Raw genomic sequence first — 25,924 nt, forward strand, 5'->3', positions numbered from 1 at the left:
GGGTGTCACGCGCGCGTGCCGCCCCCGTCACCGGATGGTGATCGTGATCGTCGACCCCTTGGGAGCCTGCTCGCCCGCGTCCACGGACTGGCTTTTCACGGTGTCGCCGAACAGACCGAGCAGGCCCCGGTCCTCCTTGACCTCGAAGCCGGACTGCTCAAGGAGCTTCGTCGCCGCGTCGACGCTCGCGCCGACCACGCTCGGGACCTCGACCATCTCCGGGCCCTTGGACAGCGTCAGCGTCACCGTGTCGCCCTCGGCGGCCTGGCTGTCGCCGGCCGGGGTCTGCTGGGCGACCTGGCCCGCGTCGTACTCCGAGGTGATCTCGGTGTCCGACACCTTCACGGTGAGACCGGCCTCCTGGAGGTCCGACTTCGCGTCGTCCAGGTCCTCACCGGTGACGTCGGGCACGTCGACCGCGCTGCCCTTGCTGACGGTCAGGGCTATCGCCGAGCCCGCGTGGCGGCTCGTGCCCGCCTCCGGGTCCGTGCTGATCACGAAGCCCTTGGGGACGTCGTCGCTGAACTTCCTGGTGACCATGCCGGCCGCCAGCCCGTCCTGCTTCAGCAGGGTCTGCGCCCTGGCCAGGCGGGTGCCCGTGAGGTCGGGGACCTTCACGGTCTCCGGGCCGTCCGAGACGGTCAGGGCCACCGAGTCGTTGTCCCGGATGCGGGCGCCGGACTCCGGGTCGGTGCTGATGACCGTGCCGCGCTTCACGGTGTCGCTGTACGCGTGGTCGACCTTCTTGACGTCGAGACCGGCGTCCTTGAGCCGCTCCTTCGCCTGTGCCTCGGTCTTCGCCAGCAGCGGCGGGACCTTGGTGAACTGGCCGGAGTTGATGTACCAGACGCCCGCCCCGACCCCGACGATCAGCAGCAGGGCGGCGACGATCGCCAGCAGCCCGCGCCGGGGCCGCCGCGCCTCGCGCCGCCGGGGCGGCAGCGGCGGCCCGCTCTCGAACCGGCTGGTCCGGTTGAACGGGTCACCGGGCTCGTCGTCCTCGTTGACGGGCAGCGGACGCGGCACGGTCAGCGAGCGCGGGATCACACTCGTACGGTTCTCGGCGTTGGGATACTCCGAGGTCAGCGCCTGCGGCGGCACCGCGTCCAGCTGCCCGTCGCTCAGCCCCGCCCGCGCCTCGCGGACCAGACCGAACAGCGCGACCGCGTCGTACGGCCGCAGGTCCGGGGTGCGCGCGGTGGAGGTGGCGACCAGCTCGTCCAGCTCGTACGCCAGCCCCGGCACGACGGCCGAGGGCGGCGGGACGTCCTCGTGCAGGTGCTTGTAGAGCACGACCGCGGCGGAGTCCCCGTCGTGCGGCTTCTGGCCGGTGAGCATCTCGTAGAGGACGACACCGCACGCGTACACGTCGACCCGGGGGTCGGCGGTGGTGCCCTCGATCTGCTCCGGCGCGAGATACGACACCGTGCCGAGCACGGACCCCGTGGTGCTGGTGACCGTGTCCACGGACCTGACCAGCCCGAAGTCGGCGACCTTGACCCGGCCGTCGTCCCCTATGAGCACGTTCTCCGGCTTCATGTCCCGGTGCACGAACCCGGCCCGGTGCGCGGCACCGAGCGCGGCCAGCACCGGCTCCAGAATGTCCAGGGCGGCGCGGGGCTGCAGCGCCCCGCGCTCGCGCAGCACGTCCCGCAGGGTGCAGCCGGCGACGTACTCCATCGCCAGATAGACGTACGACCGGTCGGCGCCCTGGTCGAAGACCTGCACCACGTTCGGATGCGCCAGCCGCGCCACGGACTTCGCCTCGCGGATGAACCGGTCCACGAAGTGGCCGTCGGCCGCCAGCGTCGGGTGCATCACCTTGAGCGCGAGAACCCGGTCCAGGCGGGTGTCCACGGCCCGGTAGACCGTGGCCATCCCGCCGACGGCGATCCGCGCGTCGACGCGATAGCGGCCGTCGAGCAACTGCCCGACGAGAGGGTCATGAAGGGTCGTATCCACGCAGGTGAGTGTACGAGCCAGGGCTGAAAGCACGGCCCTTTCGCCCGGTTTCGAGGCGGTACTGCAGCCGACCTGTGACGGATACCTCATGGTGGGGCGGGTGTCTACGGCCGGCCTGTGAGGCGGAGCACGGGTGACGACCGGCCGCCCAGCGGCAGCCGGGACCCTCCGCGAAGTTCCACGCGGCCGACCGCCTACCGGCAGCCGCCGACGGCGGGGACCCCCACGGGAGTGGTTCACCTCTTGGCCGACCGGAAACGGGTGGTGCGCGAGTGGGAGACGAGGCGGAAGTGCGGTGCAGGGTGCCTAGAAAGCGGGTCGTTCGGGATCCAGTACCGCCAGGCCCTCCGCAGGAGAGGACGCCGAGGCGAAATGCCGGCGGGGGATACGCCCCGCCCGGAACGCCAGCCGCCCCGCCTCCACCGCGCCGCGCATCGCGGAGGCCATCAACACCGGCTCCTGCGCCCGCGTCACCGCCGAGGCAAGCATCACACCGGCACACCCCAGCTCCATCGCGAACGCCGCGTCGGACGCCGTACCCGCCCCCGCGTCCAGAATCACCGGCACACGCGCGTGCCCGGTGATCAACTGGAAGTTGTGCGGGTTGCGGATCCCGAGCCCGGAACCGATCGGCGACCCGAGCGGCATGATCGCCGCACACCCGACGTCCTCCAGCTTCCGCGCCAGCACGGGATCGTCGTTCGTGTACGGCAGCACCGTGAACCCGTCGTCGACCAACGTCTCGGCGGCGTCGAGGAGTTCGATCGGGTCCGGCAGCAACGTGCGCTCGTCCGCGATCACTTCGAGCTTGATCAGCGAGGTCCCCAGGGCCTCCCGCGCCAACCGCGCCGTCAACACGGCCTCGCCCGCCGTGAAACAGCCCGCGGTGTTGGGCAGCACCCGGATACCGAGCCGCTCCAGCACGGACAGCACCGAGCCGTGCACGGAAGCGTTGACGCGCCGCATCGCGACCGTCGTCAGCTCCGTACCGGAGGCCACCAGCGCGCGCTCCAGGACGTCGAGGCTGGGGGCGCCCCCGGTGCCCATGATCAGCCGGGACGTGAAGGACGTACCACCGAGGACGAAGGGGTCGTCGGCCATGGGTCAGCCTCCTTGGACGGCGGTGAGGACCTCGACGCGGTCTCCCTCGGAGAGGGAGGTCGATGTCCACTCCGCGCGCGGGACGACGGTTTCGTTGAGGGCGGCGGCCACTCCGGAGGGGGCCGGGGTGAGGGACCGTACGAGTACGTCGAGGGGCGTGCCGGGAGCGATCTCCTGGTGCTCGCCGTTGACGGAGATATTCATGCGGGCTGCTCCACGAGGTGCGTGCGGGCGAACCGCTTCGGGGTGAACGGGCGTGCCTCGTCCGGGAGTTCACCGGTGCTCAGGGCGTGCGCCAGGGCGTCGCCGGTGACCGGGGTCAGCAGCACACCGTTGCGGTAGTGCCCGGTGGCCAGCAGCAGTCCCGGAAGCGCGGTCGGGCCGAGCAGCGGCGCGTTGTCGGGGGACCCCGGGCGTAGTCCGGCCCGGGTCTCGGTGAGCGGCAGTTCGGTGATCCCGGGGACCAACTCGTGGGCGTCGCGCAGCAGTTCGTAGACACCGCCGGCCGTGACGGTCGTGTCCCAGCCCAGTTCCTCGCTGGTCGCGCCGACGACCAGCTCGCCGTTCTCGCGCGGCACGAGGTACACCTGGCTGCCACGCACCACGGCCCGCACGGTCCGGCTCAGGAACGGCGCGTGACGCTCGGGCACGGTCAGCCGCAGCACCTGCCCCTTCACGGGCCGTACGGGCGGCAGGACGTCGGCAGGGATCCCCTGCAGCTGCCCGCTGAGGCTGCCGCCCGCGAGCACGACTTGGTCCGTGCCGAGCACCTCGTCCTCGCGCGTGACGACCCCCGTGGCGCGGTCCCGCGCGACCGTGAGCCGCTCGACCCAGGTCCGGTGGAAGACGACCCCGGCACGCTCGCAGGCGGCCACCAGCGCGCCCGCCAGCCGCCGCGGGTCGACCTGGTGGTCCCCGTCGACTCTGAGCCCCCCGCGCACGCCCGGCGCGAGCATCGGCTCCAGGCGACGGCACTCGCGCCCCGACAGCCACTCGGAGTCGAGCCCCGACTGGTGCTGCAGGGCGTGCAGTTCACGCAGATGGGCGCGGTCGTCGGCGTCCAGGGCGACGGCCAGCGTGCCGCAGCGGCGGTAGCCGAGGTCGAGGCCGGTGAGGTCGGTCAGCTCGGCCGCGAAGTCCGGGTAGCGGTGCGCCGAGGCGAGGTTGAGGGCGAGCAGGGTCTGTTCGCCGTAGTGGAGTTCGGTGACGGCGGCCAGCATCCCGGCGGCCACCTGGGCGGCCCCGCCGCCCGGCTCCGGGTCCACCACGGCTGTGGAGAAGCCGCGTTGGGCCGCGCGCCAGGCCGTGACCAGGCCGATGATCCCGCCCCCGACGACGAGGACGTCTGAGGTGTGTGCAGGCATGGGCGTCCAGCCCCTCCCTTCGCCGGCATGACCCGGATCAGGTTCGTACGGTCGGAGGCCGCCAGCCTCCCTCTCAGCCCGGTACGCCCGGACTCCCGCGAGTGCTTTACGTTTGCCACCCTAGCCCGTGCCCTGTGTGCCAGTAAGGGAGCCTCTGTCCATGGCCCGCTCGCTCGACGGTCTCGTCCTCGCCCCCGTCGCGGACCAGGCCCCAGGTCAGGTCGGCACCCGCACCCGGTTCACGTACCACGAGCAGGACGGCGAGATCTGGGCCGAGTACGCGGGCGGCGACGTCGTACGGGGGCGTCTCGTCGGCACGCGCGCGGGGGACCGGATCGACTTCCGGTACGTGCAGTTGAAGACCGACGGGATGACGTCCAGCGGGCACTGCGTGTCCGACGTGGTCGAGCTGCCCGACGGCCGCATTCGCCTCGACGAGACCTGGGAGTGGGAGTCCCGGGAGGGAAACGGGACCAGCGTTGTGGAACAGGTCACCTGACGCGCCCGCTGACTGACAAATTGTCAGGTGTCTATGGTGATCGAGTGAGCGAGCAGACGCGGGACCAGGGCACGGTGGCAGGGCGGCGCGTGGTCGTCGTCGGCGCGGGCATGGCCGGGGTGCAGACCGCGGTCGCGCTACGGGAGCAGGGCTTCACCGGCACCGTCACCCTGATCGGCGCGGAACCCCATCAGCCCTACGACCGGCCCCCGCTCTCCAAGGCCGTCCTGCTCGGCAAGGCCGAGGGCTCCGCCTTCGACGTCGACTTCGAGGCGCTCGGCATCGAGGTGCAGCTGGGGCGCGAGGTGGTGGGCGTGCGCCCCGCCGACCACGAACTGGACACCGCCGAGGGCCCGGTGCCCTACGACGTCCTCGTGCTCGCCACCGGTGCCGAACCGATCCGGCTGCCGGGCGCCGACGGCATCCCCGGAGTGCATCTGCTGCGCACCCTGGACGATGCCGAGCGGCTGCGCCCGGTGCTCGCGCGGCAGCACGACATCGTGGTCGTCGGCGCGGGCTGGATCGGCGCCGAGTTCGCCACCGCCGCGCGAGAGGCGGGCTGCGCGGTGACCGTCGTAGAAGCAGCCGACCGGCCGCTCGCGGGGGCGCTGCCCGCCGAGGTGGCCGCGCCGATGGCAGCCTGGTACGCCGCCGCCGGAGCCACACTGCGGACGCACGCACGCGTGGCGCACGTCGAACCCGGCGAGGTGGTCCTCGACGACGGCACCCGGCTGCCCGCGGGCGCCGTCGTGGTCGGCATCGGCGCCCGCCCCGCCACCGCCTGGCTTGCGGGCTCCGGCATCGAACTGGGCGCGCACCGCGAGGTCCTGGCCGACGCCGGGCTGCGCACCTCGGTGCCGGACGTGTACGCGGTCGGCGACTGCGCCTCCTTCCCTTCGGGAAGGTATGGCGAGCGACTTCTGGTCCATCACTGGGACAACGCCCTCCAGGGCCCGCGCACGGTCGCCGCGAACATCGTGGGGGAGAGCCCGGCGGTGTACGACCCGGTGCCGTACTTCTGGTCGGAGCAGTTCGGCCGCTTCGTCCAGTACGCCGGTCACCACGCGTCCGCCGACACCACCCTGTGGCGCGGCGACCCGGCCACCCCGGCGTGGAGCGTCTGCTGGCTGCGCGGGGACCGTCTGGTGGCCCTCCTGGCGGTCGGCCGACCCCGTGACCTGGCCCAGGGCCGCCGCCTGATCGAGTCGGCCACGCCGATGGATCACGCGCTGCTGGCGGATGCTTCTCTCCCGATGAAGGCGGCTATCGCCTAGTTCGTCCCCCCGGGTCGGACCGGCCCGACTTCCGACTGTCAGTCCGGGATGGCACGCTGTTTACGTGACCGAGATTGACGCAAAGATCGATGCTCTCGTCCCCGCCTGGCTCACGCTGCCCGACATCGCAGAGATGCTCGATGTCGAGGTGACACGCGTGCGGCAGCTGGTCAAGGACGGCCAAGTCATCGCCGTACGCCGTGGTGAGAACCGCGCGCTGCACGTCCCCGCCGCCTTCATCGACGGGGCCGAGCAGAAGGTCGTCAAGGGCCTCACGGGGACCCTGACGCTCCTGCGGGACGACGGCTTCTCCGACGAAGAGATGCTCGAATGGCTCTTCACCCCCGACCCCAGCCTGCCCGGCACCCCCGCGCAGGCCCTGAGCGAGAATCGCGGCACGGAGGTGAAGCGCCGCGCCCAGGCGCTCGCCGTCTGACCCGCACGACCTAGGTTGCACGGGCCGCGGCGACGCGAGGGCCTGCCTGAGAAGGCCCCGCCCGCGGCCCGTGCACGACACCACCACACGACCAGCAGGACAACGGGGGACACATCCATGCCCGACACCGCCGCAGCCGCCGCCCGCGCGGAACTCGCCGACGCCCGGGTCTACCTCTGCACGGACGCCCGCCGGCGCCAGGGCGACCTCGCGGAGTTCCTGGACGCGGTCCTGGCCGGCGGGGTCGACATCGTGCAGCTGCGCGACAAGGGCATGGAGGCCGCCGAGGAGCTGGAGCATCTCCAGGTGTTCGCCGACGCCTGCGCCCGGCACGGCAGACTCCTCGCGGTCAACGACCGCGCGGACGTCGCCCACGCCGCCGGCGCCGACATCCTGCACCTGGGCCAGGGTGACCTCCCGGTCCCCGCGGCCCGCGCGATCCTCGGCGAGGACGTCCTGATCGGCCGCTCCACGCACGCCGAGTCCGAAGCGGCCGCGGCAGCCGTCCAGGAGGGCGTGGACTACTTCTGCACGGGCCCATGCTGGCCCACCCCCACCAAGCCCGGCCGCCACGCCCCCGGCCTCGACCTGGTCCGGTACACGGCCGCCCTGGGCACCGCCCGCCCCTGGTTCGCCATCGGCGGCATCGACCTGGGCAACCTCGACGAGGTCCTCGAAGCGGGCGCCCGGCGCGTCGTCGTCGTACGGGCGATCACCGAGGCCGACGACCCGGGCGCGGCGGCGGCGGAGTTCGCCAAGCGGCTGCGGCAGCTCTGACGGGCGTCCCGGGGTCGCGCTGTTGTCCGATGGGTGGACAAGAGGGCGACAAACCAGGCAAATTTCCACTTCCGGTTGGGTGACCGCCGCCCCCTGACTAACCTGCGGGTATGGCCTTCGGAACCGCATCGACCAGGACCGATCGCGCACGGACCGTGCGGGACATGCTCGCGACCGGCAAAGCGACGTACTCGTTCGAGTTCTCCGCGCCGAAGACCCCCAAGGGCGAGCGGAACCTGTGGAGCGCGTTGCGGCGGGTCGAGGCGGTCGCCCCCGACTTCGTCTCGGTGACCTACGGCGCCGGCGGCTCCACGCGCGCGGGCACCGTCAGGGAGACCGAGCAGATCGTCGCCGACACCACGCTCACCCCGGTCGCCCACCTCACCGCGGTCAACCACTCCGTCGCCGAACTGCGCAACATCATCGGCCAGTACGCCGACGCAGGGATCCGCAACATCCTCGCCGTGCGCGGCGACCCGCCCGGCGACCCCATGGCCGACTGGGTGGCGCACCCGCAGGGGCTGACGTACGCGGCCGAACTGGTGCGGCTCATCAAGGAGTCGGGCGATTTCTGCGTCGGCGTCGCCGCCTTCCCGGAGATGCACCCGCGCTCCCCGGACTGGGACACGGACGTCGCGCACTTCGTCGACAAGTGCCGGGCCGGCGCCGACTACGCGATCACCCAGATGTTCTTCGAACCCGAGTCGTATCTGCGGCTGCGCGACCGTGTCGGGGCCGCGGGCTGCGCGACCCCGGTCATCCCCGAGGTCATGCCGGTGACCAGCGTGCGGATGCTGGAGCGGTTGCCGCAGCTCAGCAACGCGGACATCCCGGCCGCTCTGAAAGAGCGAATCCTCACAGCCAAAGACGATCCGGCCGCTGTACGCTCGATCGGAATCGAGTTCGCCACCGAGTTCTGCGCCCGGCTGCTGGCCGAGGGAGTCCCCGGACTTCACTTCATCACGCTCAACAGCTCCACGGCGTCACTTGAAATCTACGAGAACTTGGGCCTGCACCACCCACCGCGGGCCTAGACCGGTCGCTCCGGAATAGGACACACTGCGTAGCGGCCACTGGGAGAGGGGCGTACATGGGCTGGACGGTCCTCTACATCGCGTTCGGCGTCGTCGCACTGTGGTTGCTCGGTGAGGTGCTGCTGCAGTACAAGGCACGCCTGCGCTGGCGGCTGCTCGCTTTCGTCGGCTTCCTGGGCGTCGTCCTCGGAGTGCTGATTCCCTCCGTCGTCGTGATCGGCCTGGGCGCCGTGGCCTTCGCGGTCGGCCAGACCTACGTCACGCTGTCGTTCCGCCGCGGCTTCGAAGCCGGCTGGGCGGTCTCCGGCCGACCGGGCGTGGGCGGCCTCAAGCGCCGCCGCGGCGAGCCCGACGAGCAGGACCCGAACCTGGACGCCTCCGGCCTCGAAGGGGCGGAGAGCGGCTTCCAGGAGTACGGCCAGGACAAGGCCGCCTACGGCCAGGACGACGACTACGACCGCGACGACGTGTTCACCCCGAACCGCCCCGTCGCCCCCACGGCTGCCGAGACCACCTCGGTCTACGAGCCGCAGCCCCTCCCGGACGACACCGGTTCCTACGGCGTGTACAACGCCACCGCGTACGCGAACGCCATGGACCCCAACTACGAGGGCACCGACCAGGCGTACGCTGCGGCGGCCGCGGGCCAGACCCAGGACCAGGCCTACGCGGCGGCGGCCGACCAGAACTACGGCTACGACAACAACTACGCGGGCTACGACCAGCAGCAGTACGGCTACGACACGACCGGCCAGCAGCAGTACGCGGCCTACTCGGACCCGTACATCGGCACCCAGACCTACGGCGGCACGGGTTACGACACGGGCTACGACGGCCAGCAGCAGTATCCCCAACAGGGCTACACGCAGGACCAGTACGGCAACGGCGGCTACGGCGGCGAGACCCCGGCCGGCGGGGTGTGGGTCCCGCAGCAGCGCAACGACGAGACCTACGGCGGCGAGATGCCGCCGGAGCAGCAGCAGTACCCCTACCAGGGCGACGGCCAGCAACAGCCGCAGCAGCAGCCGCAGTCGGGCCCCGGCTACGACGAGCAGTACCGTTTCTGAAGCCTACTGAGACCCCCTGAACCGGGGTCCTTCCACGATCAGTCCGGCGACCAGCGCCCCCGACATCCCGGCGTGCGGAAGCCCGCCGCCGGGGTGGGACCAGCCGCCGACCCGGTAGAGCCCGGGCACACGCGTGGCGTTCGCCGGGTGCAGGAAACGGCCCCGCCCGGCGGCGAGCGAGGGCGCGGGCACGGCGCCGAAGCGGGCGCCCGTCTCACCCTCCGTGTGCTGCGGGGTACGCACCTCGTGCCACAACAGGCGCTCCCGCAGATCCGGTACGGCCCGTCCGGCGGCTTCGAGGAGGAAGTCCGTGTACCGCCGGACCGTGGTCTCGTCGTCCCAGCCGGCCTCGCCGGACAGCACGGCGGACACCACCGCGGACTCGTGGTCACCGTCCGGCCGGAGCGCGGGGTCGTCGGGGCGCAGCACCGTCACCGTGGGGCAGCGGGGCTCGTCGCCGCCGGGAGACGCCAGGAGGTCCAACTCGGCCTCGCGGTCCGGGGCATGGACCACCGTCCGGTGAACGGTCCCGTCCTCGCGCGGGCCGCGCAGAGCCAGCAGCAGCGTGCACCGCACCGGCCGGGACGAGTCCGCGTCGGCCCGCACATCGCCGTCCTCGTCCAGCGGACGCTCCGTCAGGGCCCGCAGCCGCGCGGGGTCCACGTCCGCCACGACATGGTCCGCGTCGGCCAGAGTGCCGTCGGCAAGCTCGACTCCGGCCGCCCGCCCGTCCTTCTCCAGCACCCGGACGACCTCGGCGCCGAAGACGAACTCGACCCTCCTCGCCACGCACCGCTCGTACACCGCGCGCGCCAACTCCCGTATGCCGCCCCGCACATACCAGGTGCCGAAGGCGTGCTCCATGTACGGCAGCACGGCCGCGCTCGCCGGTGCGGTGCGGGGTTCGAGGCCGTACGCGAGCGCGTGGCTCTCCAGGAGGGCCGTCAGGCGCTCGTCGCGCAGCTCCCAGGCGCCGATCTCGGCGAGGGTGCTCGCGCGCCGGGTGCGCAGCAGCTTCTTGTGCGGGACCGCCGGATACGGCTCCTGGTCGGCCAGCACCGACCAGTCCGTCCACAGGGGCTCCTCCAGGAGGGGCCTGCGGGTGCGGTCCCAGGCCTCGCGGGCCCGGATCAGGAAGTCGCCCCAGCGCTGCCCCGCGCCGCCGCCCAGGGCCTCGTCCAGGGCCGTGACGACACCCGCGCGGGAGGCGTTCGGCAACGACACCTCCGTGCCGTCCGCGAAGACGTGCCGGGACGACGGGTCGACCTGGACCAGCTCGACCAGGTCCTCCAGCGGCTGCTTGCCGGTCTTGATGAACAGGTCGCGGTAGACCGCGGGCACGGGCAGCAGGCCGGGGCCGGTGTCGAAGGAGAACCCGTCCCGCTCGAAACGGCGCACCGCACCGCCGTACGTCTCCGTACGCTCGTACACCGCCACCCGGTGGCCCGCGACGGCCAGCCGGGCAGCGGCCGCCATCGCGCCCATGCCGGCGCCGATCACCGCAATCCGTGCCATGCCCGCGACTTTATCGGCCGCCACTGACAGTCACGGCCGCGGGCGGTCACCAGGGATCCTGGTCCGGTGGCCGTCCTGGCGGATGTCCCACCTGGGCGGTGAGCCGTTTCTCCTCCCGGCGCTGGGCTCTGCGCCGCAGGTAGCGCCGGATCCGCGAGACCAGGAAGAACAGGACCGTGAGCCCGGCCACCAGCAGTACGGCCGCGATGATCGCCGCCGCCTGGGGATGGAACATCGCGAACGAGACGATCCCGCCGACCCCGAGATCCTCCGCGAAGCTCATGATCACGTTGCTGAACGGCTCGGGCGAGGTGTTGATCGCCATCCGCGTCCCGGCCTTGACGGTATGGCTGGCCAGTGCCGACGAACCGCCGATCAGGCCCGCCACCACATCGTTCATCGAACCGCTGTGCCCTGCGAGCACCGCCCCGACCCAGGCCCCGGCGGCCGGCCGGATCACCGTGTGCACGGAGTCCCAGAGGGAGTCGACGTAGGGGATCTTGTCGGCGACGGCCTCGCACAGGAACAGGACGCCCGCTGTGATGAGGACCTCAGGGCGTTGCAGCGACTCGGGGACCGCGTCGGTCACTCCGGTCGCGCCGAAGATCCCGAGCAGCAGCACCACCGCGTACGCGTTGACGCCGCTGGCCCAGCCGCTGGTGAAGACCAGGGGGAGTACGGACACGGAGGCGATAGTAACCACTCGGCAACATGACGTCCTGGGCCTGAGTGCGTACGACTGAGTATCCGTACCTAGAGAGTGAGTTGAGTACGCGCGCGGATGGGGGCGCGACCTGCGCGAACGAGAGAGTAGGGGCACGGAAAGGGGCGCGGCTCCGGAACCGCCGACACGGGGCGGCGGAACGGGGCCCGCGCCCTTGGCCGCTCCTTCCGCCGAACCTTCGGCGGAAGCGAGGCACGGGGGAACCCTGGGACTGACCAACGGGGGTTCCGACAGGGGGAACGTACGGGGGAGCACAAGGAGGCGCCGGTTCGGGGTGGCCCGCGGGGGACGCGGCCACAACGGACCGGCGCTTCTGCTTGTGACCTGTCGTCTTGTGACCTGATTGTCAGCGGCCGCCGCTGACCCGCCCCTGGAGCAGCCGGGACAGCGCCGCGTGGACGTCGTCCAGGGAGCGCTCCGGCTGGAACGACTGCCAGTCCAGGGCGGCCACCACGACCATGCCGATCAGCGCGGCCGCGGTCAGCCGGACATCGATCTCAGGGCTGAACTCACCATTGGCCACGCCCGCGTGCAGCACGTCCTCGATCGCCGCGTTCACCTGCTGCCGTACCACCATGAGCGTGGGCTGCCAGGCGCGGTTGGTGCGCCACAACTCGGCCACGTAGAGCTGGGTGAAGGACGGGTAGCGGGCGATGAAGACGAGGCCCGCGCGGACCATCGCGTCCAGGGCGTCCACCTTGCTGCCGCCGTCCCGCGCGGTCTGCTCGGCCGCCTCCCGCAGCGAGGCGGTGAGGAGGCCCACGCCGTGCCGCAGCAGCTCCTCGAAGAGGACGGACTTGCTGGCGAAGTTGTAGTAGACGGTGCCCTTCGCGACCCCGGCACGCTCGGCGATCTCGTCCACCGTGGTGGCGGAGAAGCCCTGTTCGGCGATGAGCGTGACGGCCGCCTCGTAGAGCTTCTGCCGGGTGGCCTCGCGGCGCGTGCTGCCGCCCGACGGGGTGTTGCTGCTTTCCATGGGCCTGATTGTCACAGGCCCGGTCCCGGCCGCGGGCACGGGTGCCGAGGTCCCGCGCGCGCTCACAGGCTCAGCTCCGGGTGCAGCCGGTCCAGCGTCCACACCTGGCGGCGGCGGGCCGACAGTGCGGTCAGCGCGAGGGCACCCGCGGTGAAGGCGGCGAGCACCACGCACGCGTGCCACACGGGTCCGAGGCCACCGCCCGTGATGAGCCTCCGTAGGGCCTCGACGACGTAACTCATCGGCAGGAAGGGGTGGATCGCGTTGAAGAAGCCGGGGCTCGTCTGCACCGGGTAGGTGCCGCCCGCCGACGTCAACTGGAGCATCAGCAGGGCGAGTACGAGGATCCGGCCCGCCGCTCCGAAGCGTGCGTTCAGCCACTGCACGATGGCAGCGAAGCATGCCGTCACCAGGAACAGGAAGCCGACCGTGCCGGCCGCCCGCACCATCTCCAGGCCGATCGCCCAGTGCAGTACGGCCATCAGGGCCACAGTCTGGAGCACCCCGACCGCGACCACCGGCAGCCAGCCCGCGAGCGCGATCCGCCAGGCCGAGGCACCGGCGGCGAGCGCGCGCCGGTTCATGGGCGCGATCAGCATGTAGGCCACCATCGCGCCCACCCACAGGGACAGCGGGATGAAGTACGGGGCGAATCCGGTGCCGTAGTTGGGCGCCTTGTGCAGGTCCTGGGTGGCCAGGTGGACCGGGTCGGCCATGACTCCGGTGCGCTGGTCGCGGTCCTGCTTGTCGTAGTCCGGGATCTGCGCGGCGCCGTCGTGCAGACCGCCGGCGAGCTTCCCGGAGCCGTCGACGAGCTTGTACAGGCCGCCGCTGAGGTCCACGGCGCCGGTCTTCAGCTTGCCGACGCCGGTGTCCAGGTCGGTGGCGCCGGTGCTGGCCGTGCCGAGCCCGGCGTGCAGGGTCTTGGCGCCCGCGGCGACCTTCGAGGCACCGTCGTTCAGCTTGTCGACCTTGGCCACCGCGTCGTCGAGGTCCTCGGAGAGGTGCGGGGCGTGGTCGGCGAGCGCCTGGGCCTGCGTCTGGAGCGTGGCCAGGTTGGCGTCGAGCTTCTTCAGGTCGCCGTGCTGGTCGACGACCAGGCTGTTGACGTCGTCGGCGACCTTGGCCACGTCGGAGGCGGCCGTAGCGGCCTTCTTCAGGTCGGGGCAGGCGTCATCCTTCAGGACGACGTTTTCGCAGCGTGCCTTGTAGACCTCGTCCAGAGTGTCCGAGGCCGCGTGCGCGCCCTTGGCGGCGACCGGGGCCGTCTTCACCAGGACGTCGAGGTTGGCGCGGATCGACTTGGCGGAATCGGCGACCAGTTGGGCGGTGTCCCCGATGGTCTTCTCGTTGTCCTTGAGGAATGGTCCTACCTTGTCGGCGACCCCGTTGACCGTGTCCGCGAGGGTCTGCGTCCCGGCCGCCACCTGCGCCGAGCCGTCCGCCAGGGTGCCCGCGCCCGTGTCGAGCTTCTTCAGACCTTTGGAGAGCTTGCCGCTGCCCTTCTTGGCGTCCTTCAGGCCGTCGGCGAGATCCTTGGAGCCCGCCTCGGCCGTCCCGATGCCGCCCTTGAGCTTGTCAGCGCCGTCGGCCGCCTTCACGGTCTGACCGTGGATGTCGGAGAACGAGACGAAGATCCGGTCCAGGAAGGTCCGCGAGGCCTTGGTGGACGCGGCCGTCCGCACCTCGCTGAACACCGTCCGGGAGATCTGCCCGACGATGTAGTTGTTCGCGTCGTTCGTGCGCACCTGGAGCGCGCCCGTCTCCGGGGAGTCGCCCGCACTGGAGGTCACGCGCTCACTGAAGTCGGCCGGCATGGTCAGCGACAAGTAGTACGTGCCGTCCTCGACACCCTTCCGCGCGGTGGCCGCACTCACCTCGTGCCAGTCGAACGTCCCGCTGTTGCGCAGCCCCTTGGTGATGTCGTCGCCCGCGCTGACCTTCTTCCCGTCGGCACTCGCCCCCTTGTCGTCGTTGACGAGCGCGACGGGGATGCGGTCCAGGCGGCCGTACGGGTCCCAGAAGGACCACAGGTACAGGGCTCCGTAGAGCAGCGGCAGCAGCAGGAGGGCGACGAGCGCGGCGCGCGGCAGCTTCCCCCTGCCGAAGCGCTTGAGCTCAAGCGCGGCCAGTCGTGGCGCGTGCATCGGCCTTCTCCGTCCCCTCGGTGGACACCGCTACGACAGTCGTCCCGGAATCGGCGAGCGACCTCAACAAGTCCCAGATCTCCGCCCGTTCGGAATCCGAGAGCTTGAGGTCGACGTCGTCCACCCCGAGCAGTGCGGGCCGTCCGATCAGCGCCAGCGCGATGGACAGCCGCAGCTCCTGCGGCCGTTCCAGATCCCGTACGGCGGTCCGGGCGCCCTTGGGCAGCGCCTCGCGGTCGAGCCCGGCGGCGGTCAGTGCCCGCTCGATCCGCAGCCCCGCCTCGACGGCCCGCTCGGAACGCGGGCGCAGCAATCCGCGCACCGAGTCCCCGAACCGCCGTTGCAGCAGCGCCCGTTCGCGCAGATGCTCGCCCACGGTCAGTGCCGGTTCGAGGTCGGTGACCCCGGCGACATTGGCCAGCGCGCTGACCCTGCGTACGGCCGCCGACTGCTTCGGGAGCGTCAACTCGCCCACGGCGGCGGTCCCTTCGGACGCCTTCATCCGCCCGGTCAGCGCGAGCAGCAGGCTCGTGCGCCCGGACCCGGACGGCCCCTCCACGGCGATCAGCGAGCCGGGCCCGGCGCCCAGGGAGATCCCCCGGAACGCCCAGCCGCGCGGCCCCTCGACCCCGAAGTCCTCGGCCGTGACACCGACCCCACCCACGGTTCCCCGCCCCCTGCCCTTTTGAGTCGAGCTTTTTGAACTGACTGGTCAGTGCAAAAAGTAACCCGAACCTTCGATCGAAGCAAAAGCGCAGGTCAGAACGGATTGTCAGTGCCATACCTCACGATGGGCACATACGGCACTACCTGACTGGGCGTGCCGTCACACGACGACAGGAGGTTCGTCATGGCCCATCCGTCCGCAGCCGCCGCCCGTCGGCGCCGCGCCGCCGGCCCTGCCCCCTCACTGACCGGCCCGGCGAGCGACGTGCACCCCGTGCTCCGCCGGGCCACGGCCCCACCAGCCGCCCTCGACCTCCTCGCCCAGGCCCGTGCGGGACTGGACGAGGCAGCCGTCCTCGAGACGTCGAACGAGCGCTACGCGACGGCCCACTTGGCCGCCCTGCGCACCGCCGCCGCGGTACTCGCCGCGCGCGTCCAGCCGGAGCCCACGGCCCGGCGTCGCGGACGTATCCGCAGCGCCTGGGAAGTGCTCCCCGAGATAGCGCCCGAACTCACCGAGTGGAGCGCCCTGTTCGCCTCCGGCGCCCGGCGCCGCGCGCGGGCCGAGGCGGGCATTCAGGGCGCGGCGACCCGCCGGGACGCCGACGACCTCATCCGCGACGTGGCGATGTTCCTGCGCCTGGTCGAGCGGATGCTCGTCCTCCAGCCGGTCCTGCCCCAGCCACGCCAGGACCCGGAGCGGCGCCTGGGTGAGTAGCGCCCCAAAGGGGCGCGAGGCTGTATCGATGTGCGGCTCCGCCGCGTGGTCGCGATCAGCCCCCACCGGCCCGCGGATTCACCACCGCTCTACCAGCGGAGCTCACCGCGCGAGACACATGACCAGGTACGGCACCGGAGGCAATAGGGTGGAAGGCGCCTGAAGCCTTCCCTCCGCCCGCACCCGGGCCGGGGAGGCAGACCGTTCGCTCCGCCGTGCACAGGCGGTGCCGCGCCGAGGAGTCAACTGCCGTGTCGGACCCGAGCCGCCCCCGCGCCTCCCTCCGTACCGCCGTGGTCTGGGACGTCCTTCAGGACGCCCTCGACCGCCGGGTCAAGGCCACGGGTCGGGACGTGCTGGACGTCCTCGACACCGGAGGCGGCAGCGGCAACTTCGCGGTACCCGTCGCCCGCCTCGGGCACCGCGTCACCGTCGTCGACCCCAGCCCGAACGCGCTGTTCGCGTTGGAGCGCCGCGCCGCCGAGGCCGGTGTCGCCGACCGCGTGCAGGGCGTCCAGGGCGACGCGCACGGCCTCTTCGACGTGGTCGAGCGCGGCGGCTACGACGCGGTGCTGTGCCACGGCGTCCTGGAGTACGTGGATGATCCCGCCGAGGGCGTCCGCACGGTGGTGGCCGCGCTGCGCCCCGAGGGCGTCCTCAGCCTGCTCGCCGCCGGGCTCGGCGGTGCGGTGCTCGCGCGCGCCCTGGCCGGCCACTTCAAGGAGGCCCGGCAGGCCCTCGACGACCCGAACGGCCGCTGGGGCGACGCCGATCCCGTCCCGCACCGTTTCACCGCCGAGCAGCTCGCCGCGTTCGTCGAGGGCGCGGGCCTGGACGTCGGTGCCGTGCACGGGGTGCGGGTCTTCGCCGACCTGGTCCCCGGAGTCCTCGTGGACACCCAGCCCGGCGCCCTGGACGCGCTGCTGAAGCTGGAGGCCGCGGCGGCCGAGCTCCCGGCGTTCCACTCCGTGGCCACGCAGCTTCATGTGCTCGGCGAGACGCGGGGTGCCCGCGAGGCGTGAGTGGCCTCCCGCGCCGGACCCCTGATCAGGGGCTCGACAGCACATGGAGTACGCCACAGGCCCCCCGATCGGGGGCCCGGCGCCGTATGATCGAGGGAGACCGCCCGGCATGACGGGACGGCCGCTGGGGAATGGAAGCTTCAGCGAGCCGGAACGGCCATGGCGGATTCCGGTTGGTCAATTGGCGTAGAGGGGCGGGTTTCACGGGGGCGATTCCCTGCCTATCCTGAAGGGACCCCCCGGGTCGCCCCGGCGACTGCACGATGAGGAGGACTCCGTGCCGCTCTCGGAGCACGAGCAGCGAATGCTCGAGCAGATGGAGCGAGCGCTGTACGCCGAAGATCCCAAGTTCGCGACAGCGCTTGAGGGAAGCGGGCTGCGCACGTACACCCGGCGACGGGTCTACCAGGCGGTGGCCGGCTTCCTCGTAGGTATTGCGCTCCTCATGGCAGGAATGGTCGCACAGCAGATTTGGGTCAGCGTGGTGGGATTCCTCGTCATGCTGGGCTGTGCGGTACTCGCCGTGACCGGTTGGCGCAAGGCCCCCAAGCCTGGCGAACAACCCGCGGCAGGCGCTCCGCACGCCCGCAGTCAGGGACGGCAGCGGCGCTCGGTGATGGATCGTATCGAGCAGCGCTGGCAGCGCCGCCGCGACGAGCAGCAGGGCGGCCAGTAGCAGCACCCGGCCCCGCGGAAGCAGCACACGCGGCGCTCCTCGAAGACGAGTGAGGGGGTGACCACCGGACCGGTGGTCACCCCCTCCCGTATGCCCTGCTGTGCCTTGGGCCGTGCTCGCTAGCCCTGCTGTCCGGACGGCTTGCGCAGGGTCGGCCGCAGCGCCGCCGCCCGTGTCGTCACCGACGTCCGCCAGGCCGACAGCGCCCACACCACCCGGACGGTCGAGCGCGGGGCGACCAGTGCGCGCAGCCGCGTGGAGCGGCCGGCCGTGTCCTGGAACCCGACGACCACCCGCCGCACGTCCTGCGCGAGCCCCGCCGCGAGCTGCGGCCGGGGCGCGTAGAGAACCTGCTCCACGGCGTCCGCCACCCGGTGCACCGAGGCGGCCGCCGGCGGATCGAGATGCCCGAGTTCCACGATCCGCGCCGCCGCCCTGCGCGGGGTCAGCGATTCGTCGGGCGAGATCCCGAAGTCCCAGGCGGTATCGGTCAGTTCCTCCCACACCGCCAGCGTGTGGAGGGCCGCCTCGGACTCCGTACGACCGTGCGCGCCCAGCCGTACGGAGCGCATCCGGGTCCGCCACAGCATCGGCGAGAACGGGATCGTCAGCAGCAGGAGCGCGCCCAGACCCAGTGCCACCATCTGCGCGTACCACCAGGGGCCGCGCGGGTCACCGCCCGCCGCGATCGCCGGGGCCTGGCTCGCGCAGCCGTCCAGCTTCCGCAGCTGGGCCGTGCAGCTCTCGCTCGCCGAGGGGGCCGCGGAGGGCGCCGTGCTCGTCGAGGTCGAGGGGAGGGCCGGGTCCGGGACGTCGCTGCCGGGCGTGGTCGACTGGGTGTACGACGGCACCGAGCCCCGGTTGGGGGTCGGCTCGAAGCGGGTCCAGCCCACGCCCTCGAAGTACAGCTCGGGCCAGGCGTGCGCGTCCTTCAGACCCACCGACACCGAGCCGTTGGCCTCCGGGGTGCCCGGGGCGAAGCCCACCGCGACCCGGGCCGGGATGCCCAGGGTGCGGGCCATCGCCGCCATCGCGAAGGAGAAGTGGACGCAGAAGCCCTGCTTGTCCTTCAGGAACTTCGCGATCGCGTCGCGGCCGGTGCCGACGTCCACCTGGGTGTCGTACTGGAAGCCGCCGTTCACCGCGAAGTAGTCCTGGAGCTTGACCGCCTGCTCGTAGTGACTGGTCGAGCCCGCGGTGACCTTGCGGGCGGTGTCGGCCACGACGGCCGGGAGCGACTTCGGCACCTTCGTGTACTGGTTCCGCAGCGTCGCCGACGGCTCCGGCGCCGAGGCCAGCTGCTCCGCGGTCGGCTGTACGTCCAGGCTGTTGACCGTGTAGGTCGCGCCCCGCGTGTTCTGGCCGTGGTCGCCCACGACCGTCATGCCCACGGGCTCGTAGCGCCAACTGCCGTCGATGCTCACATGGCTGGGCGGGTACGGCATCGGCAGCCAGTCCTGGGCGTACCAGTCCGCGGCCGAGATCTTGGTCTGGATCTCCGAGCGCTTGATGTCGGCGCCGAGGCCGGTCGGGGTGGGGAACTGGTTCGGCACGCCCTGGATGTGCCGCTGGGACGGCTTCCAGGTGGTGCCGTCGAAGTCGTCCAGGGACACGATCCGCAGATACATGTCCGAGATGTCGTTCGTGTTGGTGCGCACGGACAGGACCTGGCGGTTCTCGTCCACGTTCAGGCTGTCGCGGAGTGAGACCAGCGGGTTGACCGCGGAGATCGTGCCGCCGCTTCCGTTGCCCGCGCCCACGCCGGTCCCGGCGGCGTCCAGCAGGCCGCCGGAGATGGTGGGCAGCGGCAGCAGGGCGATGGCCATCGCGACCGCGCCGATCCGCCGCCCGGTGCGGACCGGGGCGAGCGGGCCCGAGGACTCCGAGCCCGGGGTGGTGCGAGGTGCCCCACCGAAGACGCGGCCCCACTGGGCGAGCCGGTCCCGGCCCTCGGCCAGCAGGAGCATCAGGTAGCCGGCGGCGGCCAGCAGGAACCACAGCCAGCTGACACTGCTCTCGGACAGCCCGGCGGCGACCGAGTACAGCGCGAGCAGCGGCAGTCCGGCCGGGGCCGCGCTGCGGAAGGTGACCGCGAGCGTGTCCACCGCGAGGCCGATCACCAGGACACCGCCGATGAGCATCAGCCGGATGCCGTCGTGCAGCGGTGCCGGGATCGCGTACCGGGAGACGTCGTCCGAACCCTGCTGCAGCAGGTCGGCGAAGTGCTGGAAGGCCTCGGGACCCGGGACGAACCCGGCGAGGGCCTGCGCGTGCGCGAAGACCAGGGTCAGCATCAGCAGCGTGACCAGGGCCTGCGCCGCGACGGTCAGCGGCCGGGCCAGCGGCACCCGCCGGGTCGCCGCGCCCACGCCGGTCTGGATCCCCAGCATGAAGGCGGCCTGGATGATCCAGGTCGCCGGGGAGACCAGGGGCAGCATCGCGCAGGACGCCAGCAGTGTGGCCACCCAGGCGCAGATCGCCAGTCGTGCGCGCCCGCTCATGCCCATCCCTCCCCGAGGCCGGTCGCGGTGATGCCGTTGCGCTCCCGGTCGGCCTGTTGCCACAGATCGGTCAGGGACGCGCCGCGTGGCACGCCCACAGCGGTCCAGCCCGCGTCGCGCAGCAGCCGCAGCCGCTCCTCGGGCTCGTCCCCGGCACTGGGGACATCGGTCGACTCACGCACCCAGCCGTCGCTGTCCAGCACGAAGGCGAGAGCGCCCCCGCTGCGCTGGCGCATCCGCGCGACCACCGCCGCCTGTTCCTCGTCGAGGTCGCCGAAGAAGGCCACCAGCAGCCCTTCGTTCCCGCTGCGCAGGACGTCGTAGGCCCGGGACAGGCCCGAGCCGTCCGAGTGGTCGATCACCGCGAGGGTGTCCATCATCAGCCCGGCCGCGTCCGCCGACTCCTGGCTCGCGCCCGCGAACCCGTCGGCGTCCTGGCCGGGCACCGAGTTGCCGGTGTCGCTCAACAACCGTACGGAGAAGCCCCGTTCCAGCATGTGCACCAGGACGGAGGCGGCGCCGGAGACGGCCCACTCGAAGGCCGAGTCCGGTCCCTGGCCCGCGAAGGCGATGCCCCGGGTGTCGAGCAGGACCGTGCAGCGGGCACGCTGGGGCTGCTCCTCGCGGCGCACCATCAGCTCGCCGTAGCGCGCGGTGGAGCGCCAGTGCACGCGGCGCAGGTCGTCGCCGTAGCGGTAACCGCGCGGGATCACGTCGTCCTCGCCCGCCAGGGCCAGCGAGCGGTTGCGGCCGTCGCCGTAGCCCTTGGCCTCGCCGCTGAGGCGGACCGGGGGGAGGGCCTCCACGCGCGGGATGACGGTGAGGGTGTCGAAGGTCGAGAAGGAGCGGGTCAGTTCGCACATCCCGAAGGGGTCCGTCAGGCGGAGCTGGAGCGGGCCCAGGGGGTAGCGGCCGCGCAGGTCGGAGCGGACCCGGTAGGACACCTCGCGCCGGCCGCCCGCCTCGACCCGGTCCAGGACGAAGCGGGGACGCGGACCGAGCACGTACGGCACCCGGTCCTGGAGCATCAGCAGGCCCGTGGGCAGCCGCGAGACGTTGTCCATCCGCAGATGGACGCGGGCCTCGCTGCCGGCGGGCACGCGCGCGGGGGAGAGCCGGCGGCTGCCGGCCACCCGGTAGCGGGTGCGGTAGAGCACGGTCGCGCAGACCAGCGGCAGCACCGCCAGCAGCAGCCCGACCCGGAGCAGATCGCTCTGCCCCAGGACGTACGCGCACACCGCGGCGGCGATACCGGCGGCCAGGAAGGAACGTCCACGGGTCGTCAGCCCGGCCAGGGCCGTGCGGACACCGCCCTTCTCGTCCCGGTCGGCCTCCGCCTCCCCGGTGGTCATCACAGCCTCCGGGGCTGCTGCTGCCCGTACCCGCCGAGACCCAGGCCGCTCTGCGGAGCCGGCGCCGCGGGCACGGGGGTGCGCTGGAGGATCTCCTGGACGACCTGCTCCGCCGTACGACGGTTCAGCTGGGCCTGCGCGGTGGGCAGCAGGCGGTGTGCCAGGACGGCGACCGCGAGCGCCTGGATGTCGTCCGGCAGCGCGTACTCACGGCCGCTCAGGGCGGCGGAGGCCTTCGCCGCGCGCAGCAGGTGCAGCGTCGCGCGCGGGGAGGCGCCGAGTCTGAGGTCGGGGTGGTTGCGCGTGGCGGAGACCAGGTCCACCGCGTACCTGCGCACCGGGTCGGCGACATGGACGCCGCGGACCGCCTCGACCAGCTTGACGATGTCGTGCGCGTGGGCCACGGGCTGGAGGTCGTCCAGGGGGCTGACCCCGCCGTGGATGTCCAGCATCTGCAGCTCGGCCTCCGCGCTGGGATAGCCGATGGAGACCCGGGCCATGAAGCGGTCGCGCTGCGCCTCGGGCAGCGGATAGGTGCCCTCCATCTCGACCGGGTTCTGCGTGGCGACCACCATGAAGGGGCTGGGCAGCTCGTAGGTCTGGCCGTCGATGGTGACCTGCCGCTCCTCCATGGACTCCAGGAGGGCGGACTGGGTCTTCGGCGAGGCGCGGTTGATCTCGTCGCCGATCACGATCTGCGCGAAGATCGCGCCCGGTTTGAACTCGAAGTCCCGCTGCTGCTGGTCCCAGATGGACACACCGGTGATGTCCGAGGGCAGCAGGTCGGGCGTGAACTGGATTCGCCGCACCGAACAGTCGATCGACCGCGCCAGCGCCTTGGCCAGCATTGTCTTGCCCACACCCGGAACGTCCTCGATCAGAAGATGTCCCTCGGCGAGCAGCACGGTCAGCGAAAGCCGTACGACCTCGGGCTTGCCCTCGATCACTCCTTCCACCGAACTGCGGACTCGCTCCACAGTGGCGGTCAGATCTGTAAGGCTCGCTCGATCGTCATAGGTCGTCACCCGGCCCTCCTCGGCCCGTTCTTTCCATGGGCCGGCGCACGCACTGCAGACCGGCCCACCCCGAAACACGGACACCGCGCGGAAAAAGTTCCGCGCGACGCCACACCCGCATTCTTGTTGCCGTTACCGGTTCGTGTCACTCGCCTGTGGACAACTGCCTTCGCTTTGTCGGGTCTTACGACCTTTTGGGCGGTCCGAGAGGCGAACTTTTCGAAGTTTCGGGGCGGGCGGGTGCGTCAGGCGGGGTCGATCTCGCGCAGCAGACCCGACTTCACGTCGAAGACGAAGCCGCGCACATCATCAGTGTGCAGCAGGAACGGCGAGGTGCGCACACGCTGCATGGACTGCCGTACGTCCTGTTCGACGTCCCGGAAGGCCTCCACGGCCCAGGCGGGGCGCTGGCCGACCTCCATCTCCAGGTCGTGCCGGAACTCCTCGGTGAGGGACTCCAGGCCGCAGCCGGTGTGGTGGATGAGAACGACGCTGCGGGTGCCGAGCGCCCGCTGGCTGATGGTGAGGGAACGGATCACGTCGTCGGTGACCACACCGCCCGCGTTGCGGATGGTGTGGCAGTCGCCCAGTTCCAGACCGAGCGCGGCGTGCAGGTCGAGACGGGCGTCCATGCAGGCGACCACGGCCACCTGCAGAACGGGGCGGGCGTCCATGCCGGGATCGGTGAAGGCGGCGGCGTACCGCGCGTTGGCCTCGACGAGGCGGTCCGTCACGGTCCCGCCGTCGGTTATGGCGCCTTCGGACTCTGTGGGTACGGATGCGGAGGTCGTCATACCTATGACGGTACTGGTCACCGGCGGTGCGGTCTTGGTGCGGGACGGGAAAAAGAGCGTCATTGCGTCCTCTTGTGAGGTAACCCACACGGGTGGCGGGGGTGCACCCGTCCGGGTGATTCTTCCCGTTTTGAGGCTTCGCACGCACCCGGGTCCGCGACGCGCAGGCCGGTTGATTGACCGTGAGACAGCGTGGACTAAAGTTGCGCGAAGCGGGAGGCGAGGCTCTCCCTGCTGGACTTTTCCCGGAGACCCCGGCGACCTTCCGGATTCTCCCCCAGCTTGAACGACACGTGCGCGGCGCGTACGTACGGCTCGGCCTCCTCCCGCTCCCGGTCGGCTGACGCTTCCGGCGCCGGCAGGCCTCCTCTTCATCGGCGGGCGGGGACCCGGCGGTGCGTACGGCTCCGTGCCGGATCTGAGAGGGCCCCTTGAGCCAGAGTCGACACGTCCCGGTGATGCTCCAGCGGTGCCTGGACATGTTGGCCCCCGCGCTGGAGCGGCCGGGCGCGGTCGTCGTCGACTGCACGCTCGGCCTCGGCGGGCACAGCGAGGCCCTGCTGACCCGGTTCCCCGAGGCCCGCCTCGTCGCCCTCGACCGCGACAAGGAGGCCCTGCGCCTCTCCGGCGAGCGCCTCGCCCCCTTCGGGGACAGGGCCACCCTCGTGCACGCCGTCTACGACGAACTGCCCGACGTGCTCGACCGCCTGGGCATCCCGCGCGTGGAGGGCGTCCTGTTCGACCTCGGCGTCTCCTCCATGCAGCTCGACGAGGCCGACCGCGGCTTCGCCTACGCGCAGGACGCGCCCCTCGACATGCGCATGGACCAGACGACCGGCATCAGCGCCGCCGAGGTCCTCAACACCTACGCGCCCGGCGAACTCGTCCGCATCCTGCGGGCGTACGGCGAGGAGAAGCAGGCCAAGCGGATCGTCTCCGCGGTCGTACGGGAGCGCGACAAAGAGCCGTTCAGCAACAGCGCGCGGCTCGTCGAGCTGATCCGCGACTCGCTGCCGCAGGCCGCCAAGCGCACCGGCGGCAACCCGGCCAAGCGCACCTTCCAGGCGCTGCGCATCGAGGTCAACGGCGAACTGTCCGTCCTGGAGAGCGCGATCCCCGCCGCCGTGAAGTCCCTTGCCGTGGGCGGCCGGATCGCCGTCCTGTCGTACCACTCGCTCGAAGACCGTCTGGTCAAGCAGGTCTTCGCGGCCGGCGCCGCCAACACCGCGCCTCCTGGGCTGCCGGTCGTGCCCGAGCAGTACCAGCCCCGGCTCAAGCTCCTGACGCGCGGTGCCGAACTTCCCACCGAGGAAGAGGTCGCCGAGAACCGACGAGCAGCACCCGCGCGGCTGCGGGGGGCTCAGCGCATCAGGGAGGACGTCGTTGATTGAGTACGGGGTGTCGATTGGGCACGGGGTGAGGGCGATTGGGCACGGGGTGAGGGCGTATCGCGTGTGGGTGGGTCTGGAAAACCAACTCGGGGGCGTGAGTGAGTAGGAAACCCGAACTGAGGGGCAGGGCTGCCCGACTCGCGCGGCTCTTCCCGACCGGACCTGCACAGACAGGCGGGATCCAGGCGGCCCGGACCCCGTTCGTCCTCCTTGTCGTGCTGCTTCTCGGCGGCGGCCTGATCGCACTGCTCGTGCTGAACTCCGCGCTCAGCGAAGGGCAGTTCAAGCTGGACGACCTCCAGAAGCAGACGAAGAGCCTCACCGACGAGGAACAGGCCCTCCAGCGGGACGTCGACGCCTACTCCGCCCCCGACGCCCTCCAGCGCCGCGCCCACGAGCTGGGCATGGTGCCCGGCGGGGACCCCGCCTTCCTCGACCCCAATGGCACGGTGAAGGGTGTCCCGGAGCAGGCTGCCGCGAAGACGGTGAGCACACCGGCGGTCCTCGCACCCGAAGCACTCGTCAGCAGGCCGGGCCCGAGCCCCAGTTCGAGCCCGAGCCCCACGACCGCCGTACCGGCACCGGCCCCCGCGGCCACCCCGGTCGCGACCCGGCCCGTACAGACCGCTGCAGCACAGACCGCTACAACTCAGACCTCTACAACCCAGACCTCTACAACCCATAACTCCACCGCGCAGTCATCCACAGCACAGTCATCCACAGCACAGTCCTCCACCCCGACAACCCCCGGCAGGTGACGGAAGTGTCCGACAGGGAACCGCCGCGCCGCCGAGTGCCAGGACCGGCCAGGCCCGAACGCCCCGAGGGCGGTAACGCCCCCCGGCGCCGCCCCGGGCCCGGTGCCCGTCCGGCCCGCCGCCCGGCCTCACCTCCTCCCTCAGCCGGAGCCGG

At 71.7% G+C, this 25,924-nt stretch carries 24 protein-coding genes and 1 riboswitch; of the genes, 11 read left to right on the forward strand and 13 right to left on the reverse strand.

The features are described from left to right. Positions 1–27 precede the first annotated feature (27 nt). From pknB to thiO, 4 genes are all read right to left on the reverse strand, one after another. The gene (gene pknB / locus OG504_RS38150; RefSeq protein ID WP_405993878.1) at positions 28–1,962 is read right to left on the reverse strand and encodes a Stk1 family PASTA domain-containing Ser/Thr kinase; all 1,935 of its coding nucleotides are present in this window, start codon (positions 1,960–1,962) and stop codon (positions 28–30) included. Positions 1,963–2,268: 306 nt separating this feature from the next. Beyond that, positions 2,269–3,063, reverse strand: a complete 795-nt coding sequence (locus tag OG504_RS38155) for a thiazole synthase (protein WP_405993879.1) — start codon at positions 3,061–3,063, stop codon at positions 2,269–2,271. A 3-nt stretch (positions 3,064–3,066) separates the two neighbouring features. Next, positions 3,067–3,267: a sulfur carrier protein ThiS gene (gene thiS, locus OG504_RS38160; RefSeq protein ID WP_033284436.1), complete on the reverse strand. Its 201-nt coding sequence runs from the start codon at positions 3,265–3,267 to the stop codon at positions 3,067–3,069. Further along, complete coding sequence (thiO, locus tag OG504_RS38165) at positions 3,264–4,427, reverse strand: glycine oxidase ThiO (protein ID WP_405993880.1); 1,164 nt, start codon at positions 4,425–4,427, stop codon at positions 3,264–3,266. The genes thiS and thiO overlap by 4 nt, the downstream gene beginning before the upstream one ends. Next, positions 4,425–4,536, reverse strand: a riboswitch (TPP riboswitch). It overlaps the preceding gene by 3 nt. Positions 4,537–4,587: 51 nt before the next feature. Between thiO and OG504_RS38170 the strand changes: the two genes are divergently transcribed. From OG504_RS38170 to OG504_RS38195, 6 genes are all read left to right on the forward strand, one after another. Next, positions 4,588–4,926: a hypothetical protein gene (locus OG504_RS38170; RefSeq protein ID WP_405993881.1), complete on the forward strand. Its 339-nt coding sequence runs from the start codon at positions 4,588–4,590 to the stop codon at positions 4,924–4,926. 44 nt (positions 4,927–4,970) lie between these two features. Then, entirely contained in the window at positions 4,971–6,200 is a 1,230-nt protein-coding gene (locus OG504_RS38175) for an NAD(P)/FAD-dependent oxidoreductase (RefSeq protein WP_405993882.1), read from the forward strand. 64 nt (positions 6,201–6,264) lie between these two features. Then, on the forward strand, positions 6,265–6,636 hold the full coding sequence (locus OG504_RS38180; protein WP_043675439.1) for an Rv2175c family DNA-binding protein: 372 nt from the start codon (positions 6,265–6,267) through the stop codon (positions 6,634–6,636). A 117-nt stretch (positions 6,637–6,753) separates the two neighbouring features. Beyond that, positions 6,754–7,413 (forward strand): thiamine phosphate synthase, encoded by a 660-nt coding sequence (gene thiE, locus OG504_RS38185; RefSeq protein ID WP_405993883.1) that lies wholly within the window; start codon positions 6,754–6,756, stop codon positions 7,411–7,413. A gap of 110 nt (positions 7,414–7,523) precedes the next feature. Next, a complete protein-coding gene (gene metF, locus OG504_RS38190) occupies positions 7,524–8,447 on the forward strand; it encodes a methylenetetrahydrofolate reductase [NAD(P)H] (protein WP_366494020.1) in 924 nt (307 codons plus the stop codon). A gap of 56 nt (positions 8,448–8,503) precedes the next feature. Next, positions 8,504–9,514 (forward strand): hypothetical protein, encoded by a 1,011-nt coding sequence (locus OG504_RS38195; RefSeq protein ID WP_405993884.1) that lies wholly within the window; start codon positions 8,504–8,506, stop codon positions 9,512–9,514. A 3-nt stretch (positions 9,515–9,517) separates the two neighbouring features. On the opposite strand, the gene OG504_RS38200 is transcribed toward OG504_RS38195, so the two are convergent. The 5 genes from OG504_RS38200 to OG504_RS38220 form a co-directional block, all read right to left on the reverse strand. Next, the gene (locus OG504_RS38200) at positions 9,518–11,029 is read right to left on the reverse strand and encodes a phytoene desaturase family protein (protein ID WP_405993885.1); all 1,512 of its coding nucleotides are present in this window, start codon (positions 11,027–11,029) and stop codon (positions 9,518–9,520) included. A gap of 46 nt (positions 11,030–11,075) precedes the next feature. Next, positions 11,076–11,714 carry a DUF4126 domain-containing protein gene (locus OG504_RS38205; protein ID WP_405993886.1) on the reverse strand — a complete coding sequence of 213 codons (639 nt, stop codon included), beginning with the start codon at positions 11,712–11,714 and terminating at the stop codon, positions 11,076–11,078. A 385-nt stretch (positions 11,715–12,099) separates the two neighbouring features. Continuing rightward, complete coding sequence (locus OG504_RS38210) at positions 12,100–12,729, reverse strand: TetR/AcrR family transcriptional regulator (protein WP_366494024.1); 630 nt, start codon at positions 12,727–12,729, stop codon at positions 12,100–12,102. Positions 12,730–12,791: 62 nt separating this feature from the next. After that, complete coding sequence (locus OG504_RS38215) at positions 12,792–14,876, reverse strand: YhgE/Pip family protein (protein WP_405993887.1); 2,085 nt, start codon at positions 14,874–14,876, stop codon at positions 12,792–12,794. Then, complete coding sequence (locus OG504_RS38220) at positions 14,848–15,540, reverse strand: ATP-binding cassette domain-containing protein (RefSeq protein WP_405993888.1); 693 nt, start codon at positions 15,538–15,540, stop codon at positions 14,848–14,850. The genes OG504_RS38215 and OG504_RS38220 overlap by 29 nt, the downstream gene beginning before the upstream one ends. Before the next feature lie 186 nt (positions 15,541–15,726). Between OG504_RS38220 and OG504_RS38225 the strand changes: the two genes are divergently transcribed. From OG504_RS38225 to OG504_RS38235, 3 genes are all read left to right on the forward strand, one after another. After that, positions 15,727–16,260 carry an SAV_6107 family HEPN domain-containing protein gene (locus OG504_RS38225; RefSeq protein ID WP_405993889.1) on the forward strand — a complete coding sequence of 178 codons (534 nt, stop codon included), beginning with the start codon at positions 15,727–15,729 and terminating at the stop codon, positions 16,258–16,260. Positions 16,261–16,511: 251 nt separating this feature from the next. Further along, entirely contained in the window at positions 16,512–17,282 is a 771-nt protein-coding gene (locus OG504_RS38230) for a methyltransferase (RefSeq protein ID WP_405993890.1), read from the forward strand. 277 nt (positions 17,283–17,559) lie between these two features. Next, positions 17,560–17,958, forward strand: coding sequence for a DUF3040 domain-containing protein (locus OG504_RS38235; protein WP_405993891.1), 399 nt, complete (start codon positions 17,560–17,562; stop codon positions 17,956–17,958). Between the two features lie 119 nt (positions 17,959–18,077). Here OG504_RS38235 and OG504_RS38240 read toward each other — a convergent pair whose 3' ends face one another. The 4 genes from OG504_RS38240 to OG504_RS38255 form a co-directional block, all read right to left on the reverse strand. Continuing rightward, the gene (locus OG504_RS38240) at positions 18,078–20,459 is read right to left on the reverse strand and encodes a DUF3488 and DUF4129 domain-containing transglutaminase family protein (protein WP_405993892.1); all 2,382 of its coding nucleotides are present in this window, start codon (positions 20,457–20,459) and stop codon (positions 18,078–18,080) included. Next, the gene (locus OG504_RS38245; protein ID WP_405993893.1) at positions 20,456–21,811 is read right to left on the reverse strand and encodes a DUF58 domain-containing protein; all 1,356 of its coding nucleotides are present in this window, start codon (positions 21,809–21,811) and stop codon (positions 20,456–20,458) included. The genes OG504_RS38240 and OG504_RS38245 overlap by 4 nt, the downstream gene beginning before the upstream one ends. Continuing rightward, the gene (locus OG504_RS38250; RefSeq protein WP_405993894.1) at positions 21,811–22,836 is read right to left on the reverse strand and encodes an AAA family ATPase; all 1,026 of its coding nucleotides are present in this window, start codon (positions 22,834–22,836) and stop codon (positions 21,811–21,813) included. The genes OG504_RS38245 and OG504_RS38250 overlap by 1 nt, the downstream gene beginning before the upstream one ends. Before the next feature lie 236 nt (positions 22,837–23,072). Further along, the gene (locus OG504_RS38255) at positions 23,073–23,621 is read right to left on the reverse strand and encodes a beta-class carbonic anhydrase (RefSeq protein ID WP_405993895.1); all 549 of its coding nucleotides are present in this window, start codon (positions 23,619–23,621) and stop codon (positions 23,073–23,075) included. A 431-nt stretch (positions 23,622–24,052) separates the two neighbouring features. Here OG504_RS38255 and rsmH point away from each other — a divergent pair, with 431 nt between their 5' ends. Continuing rightward, positions 24,053–25,012 carry a 16S rRNA (cytosine(1402)-N(4))-methyltransferase RsmH gene (gene rsmH / locus OG504_RS38260; protein WP_405993896.1) on the forward strand — a complete coding sequence of 320 codons (960 nt, stop codon included), beginning with the start codon at positions 24,053–24,055 and terminating at the stop codon, positions 25,010–25,012. 98 nt (positions 25,013–25,110) lie between these two features. Further along, on the forward strand, positions 25,111–25,770 hold the full coding sequence (locus OG504_RS38265; protein ID WP_405993897.1) for a septum formation initiator family protein: 660 nt from the start codon (positions 25,111–25,113) through the stop codon (positions 25,768–25,770). Positions 25,771–25,924: the final 154 nt, after the last annotated feature.

The organism is Streptomyces sp. NBC_00986 (assembly GCF_045162565.1).
Classification (GTDB): domain Bacteria; phylum Actinomycetota; class Actinomycetes; order Streptomycetales; family Streptomycetaceae; genus Streptomyces.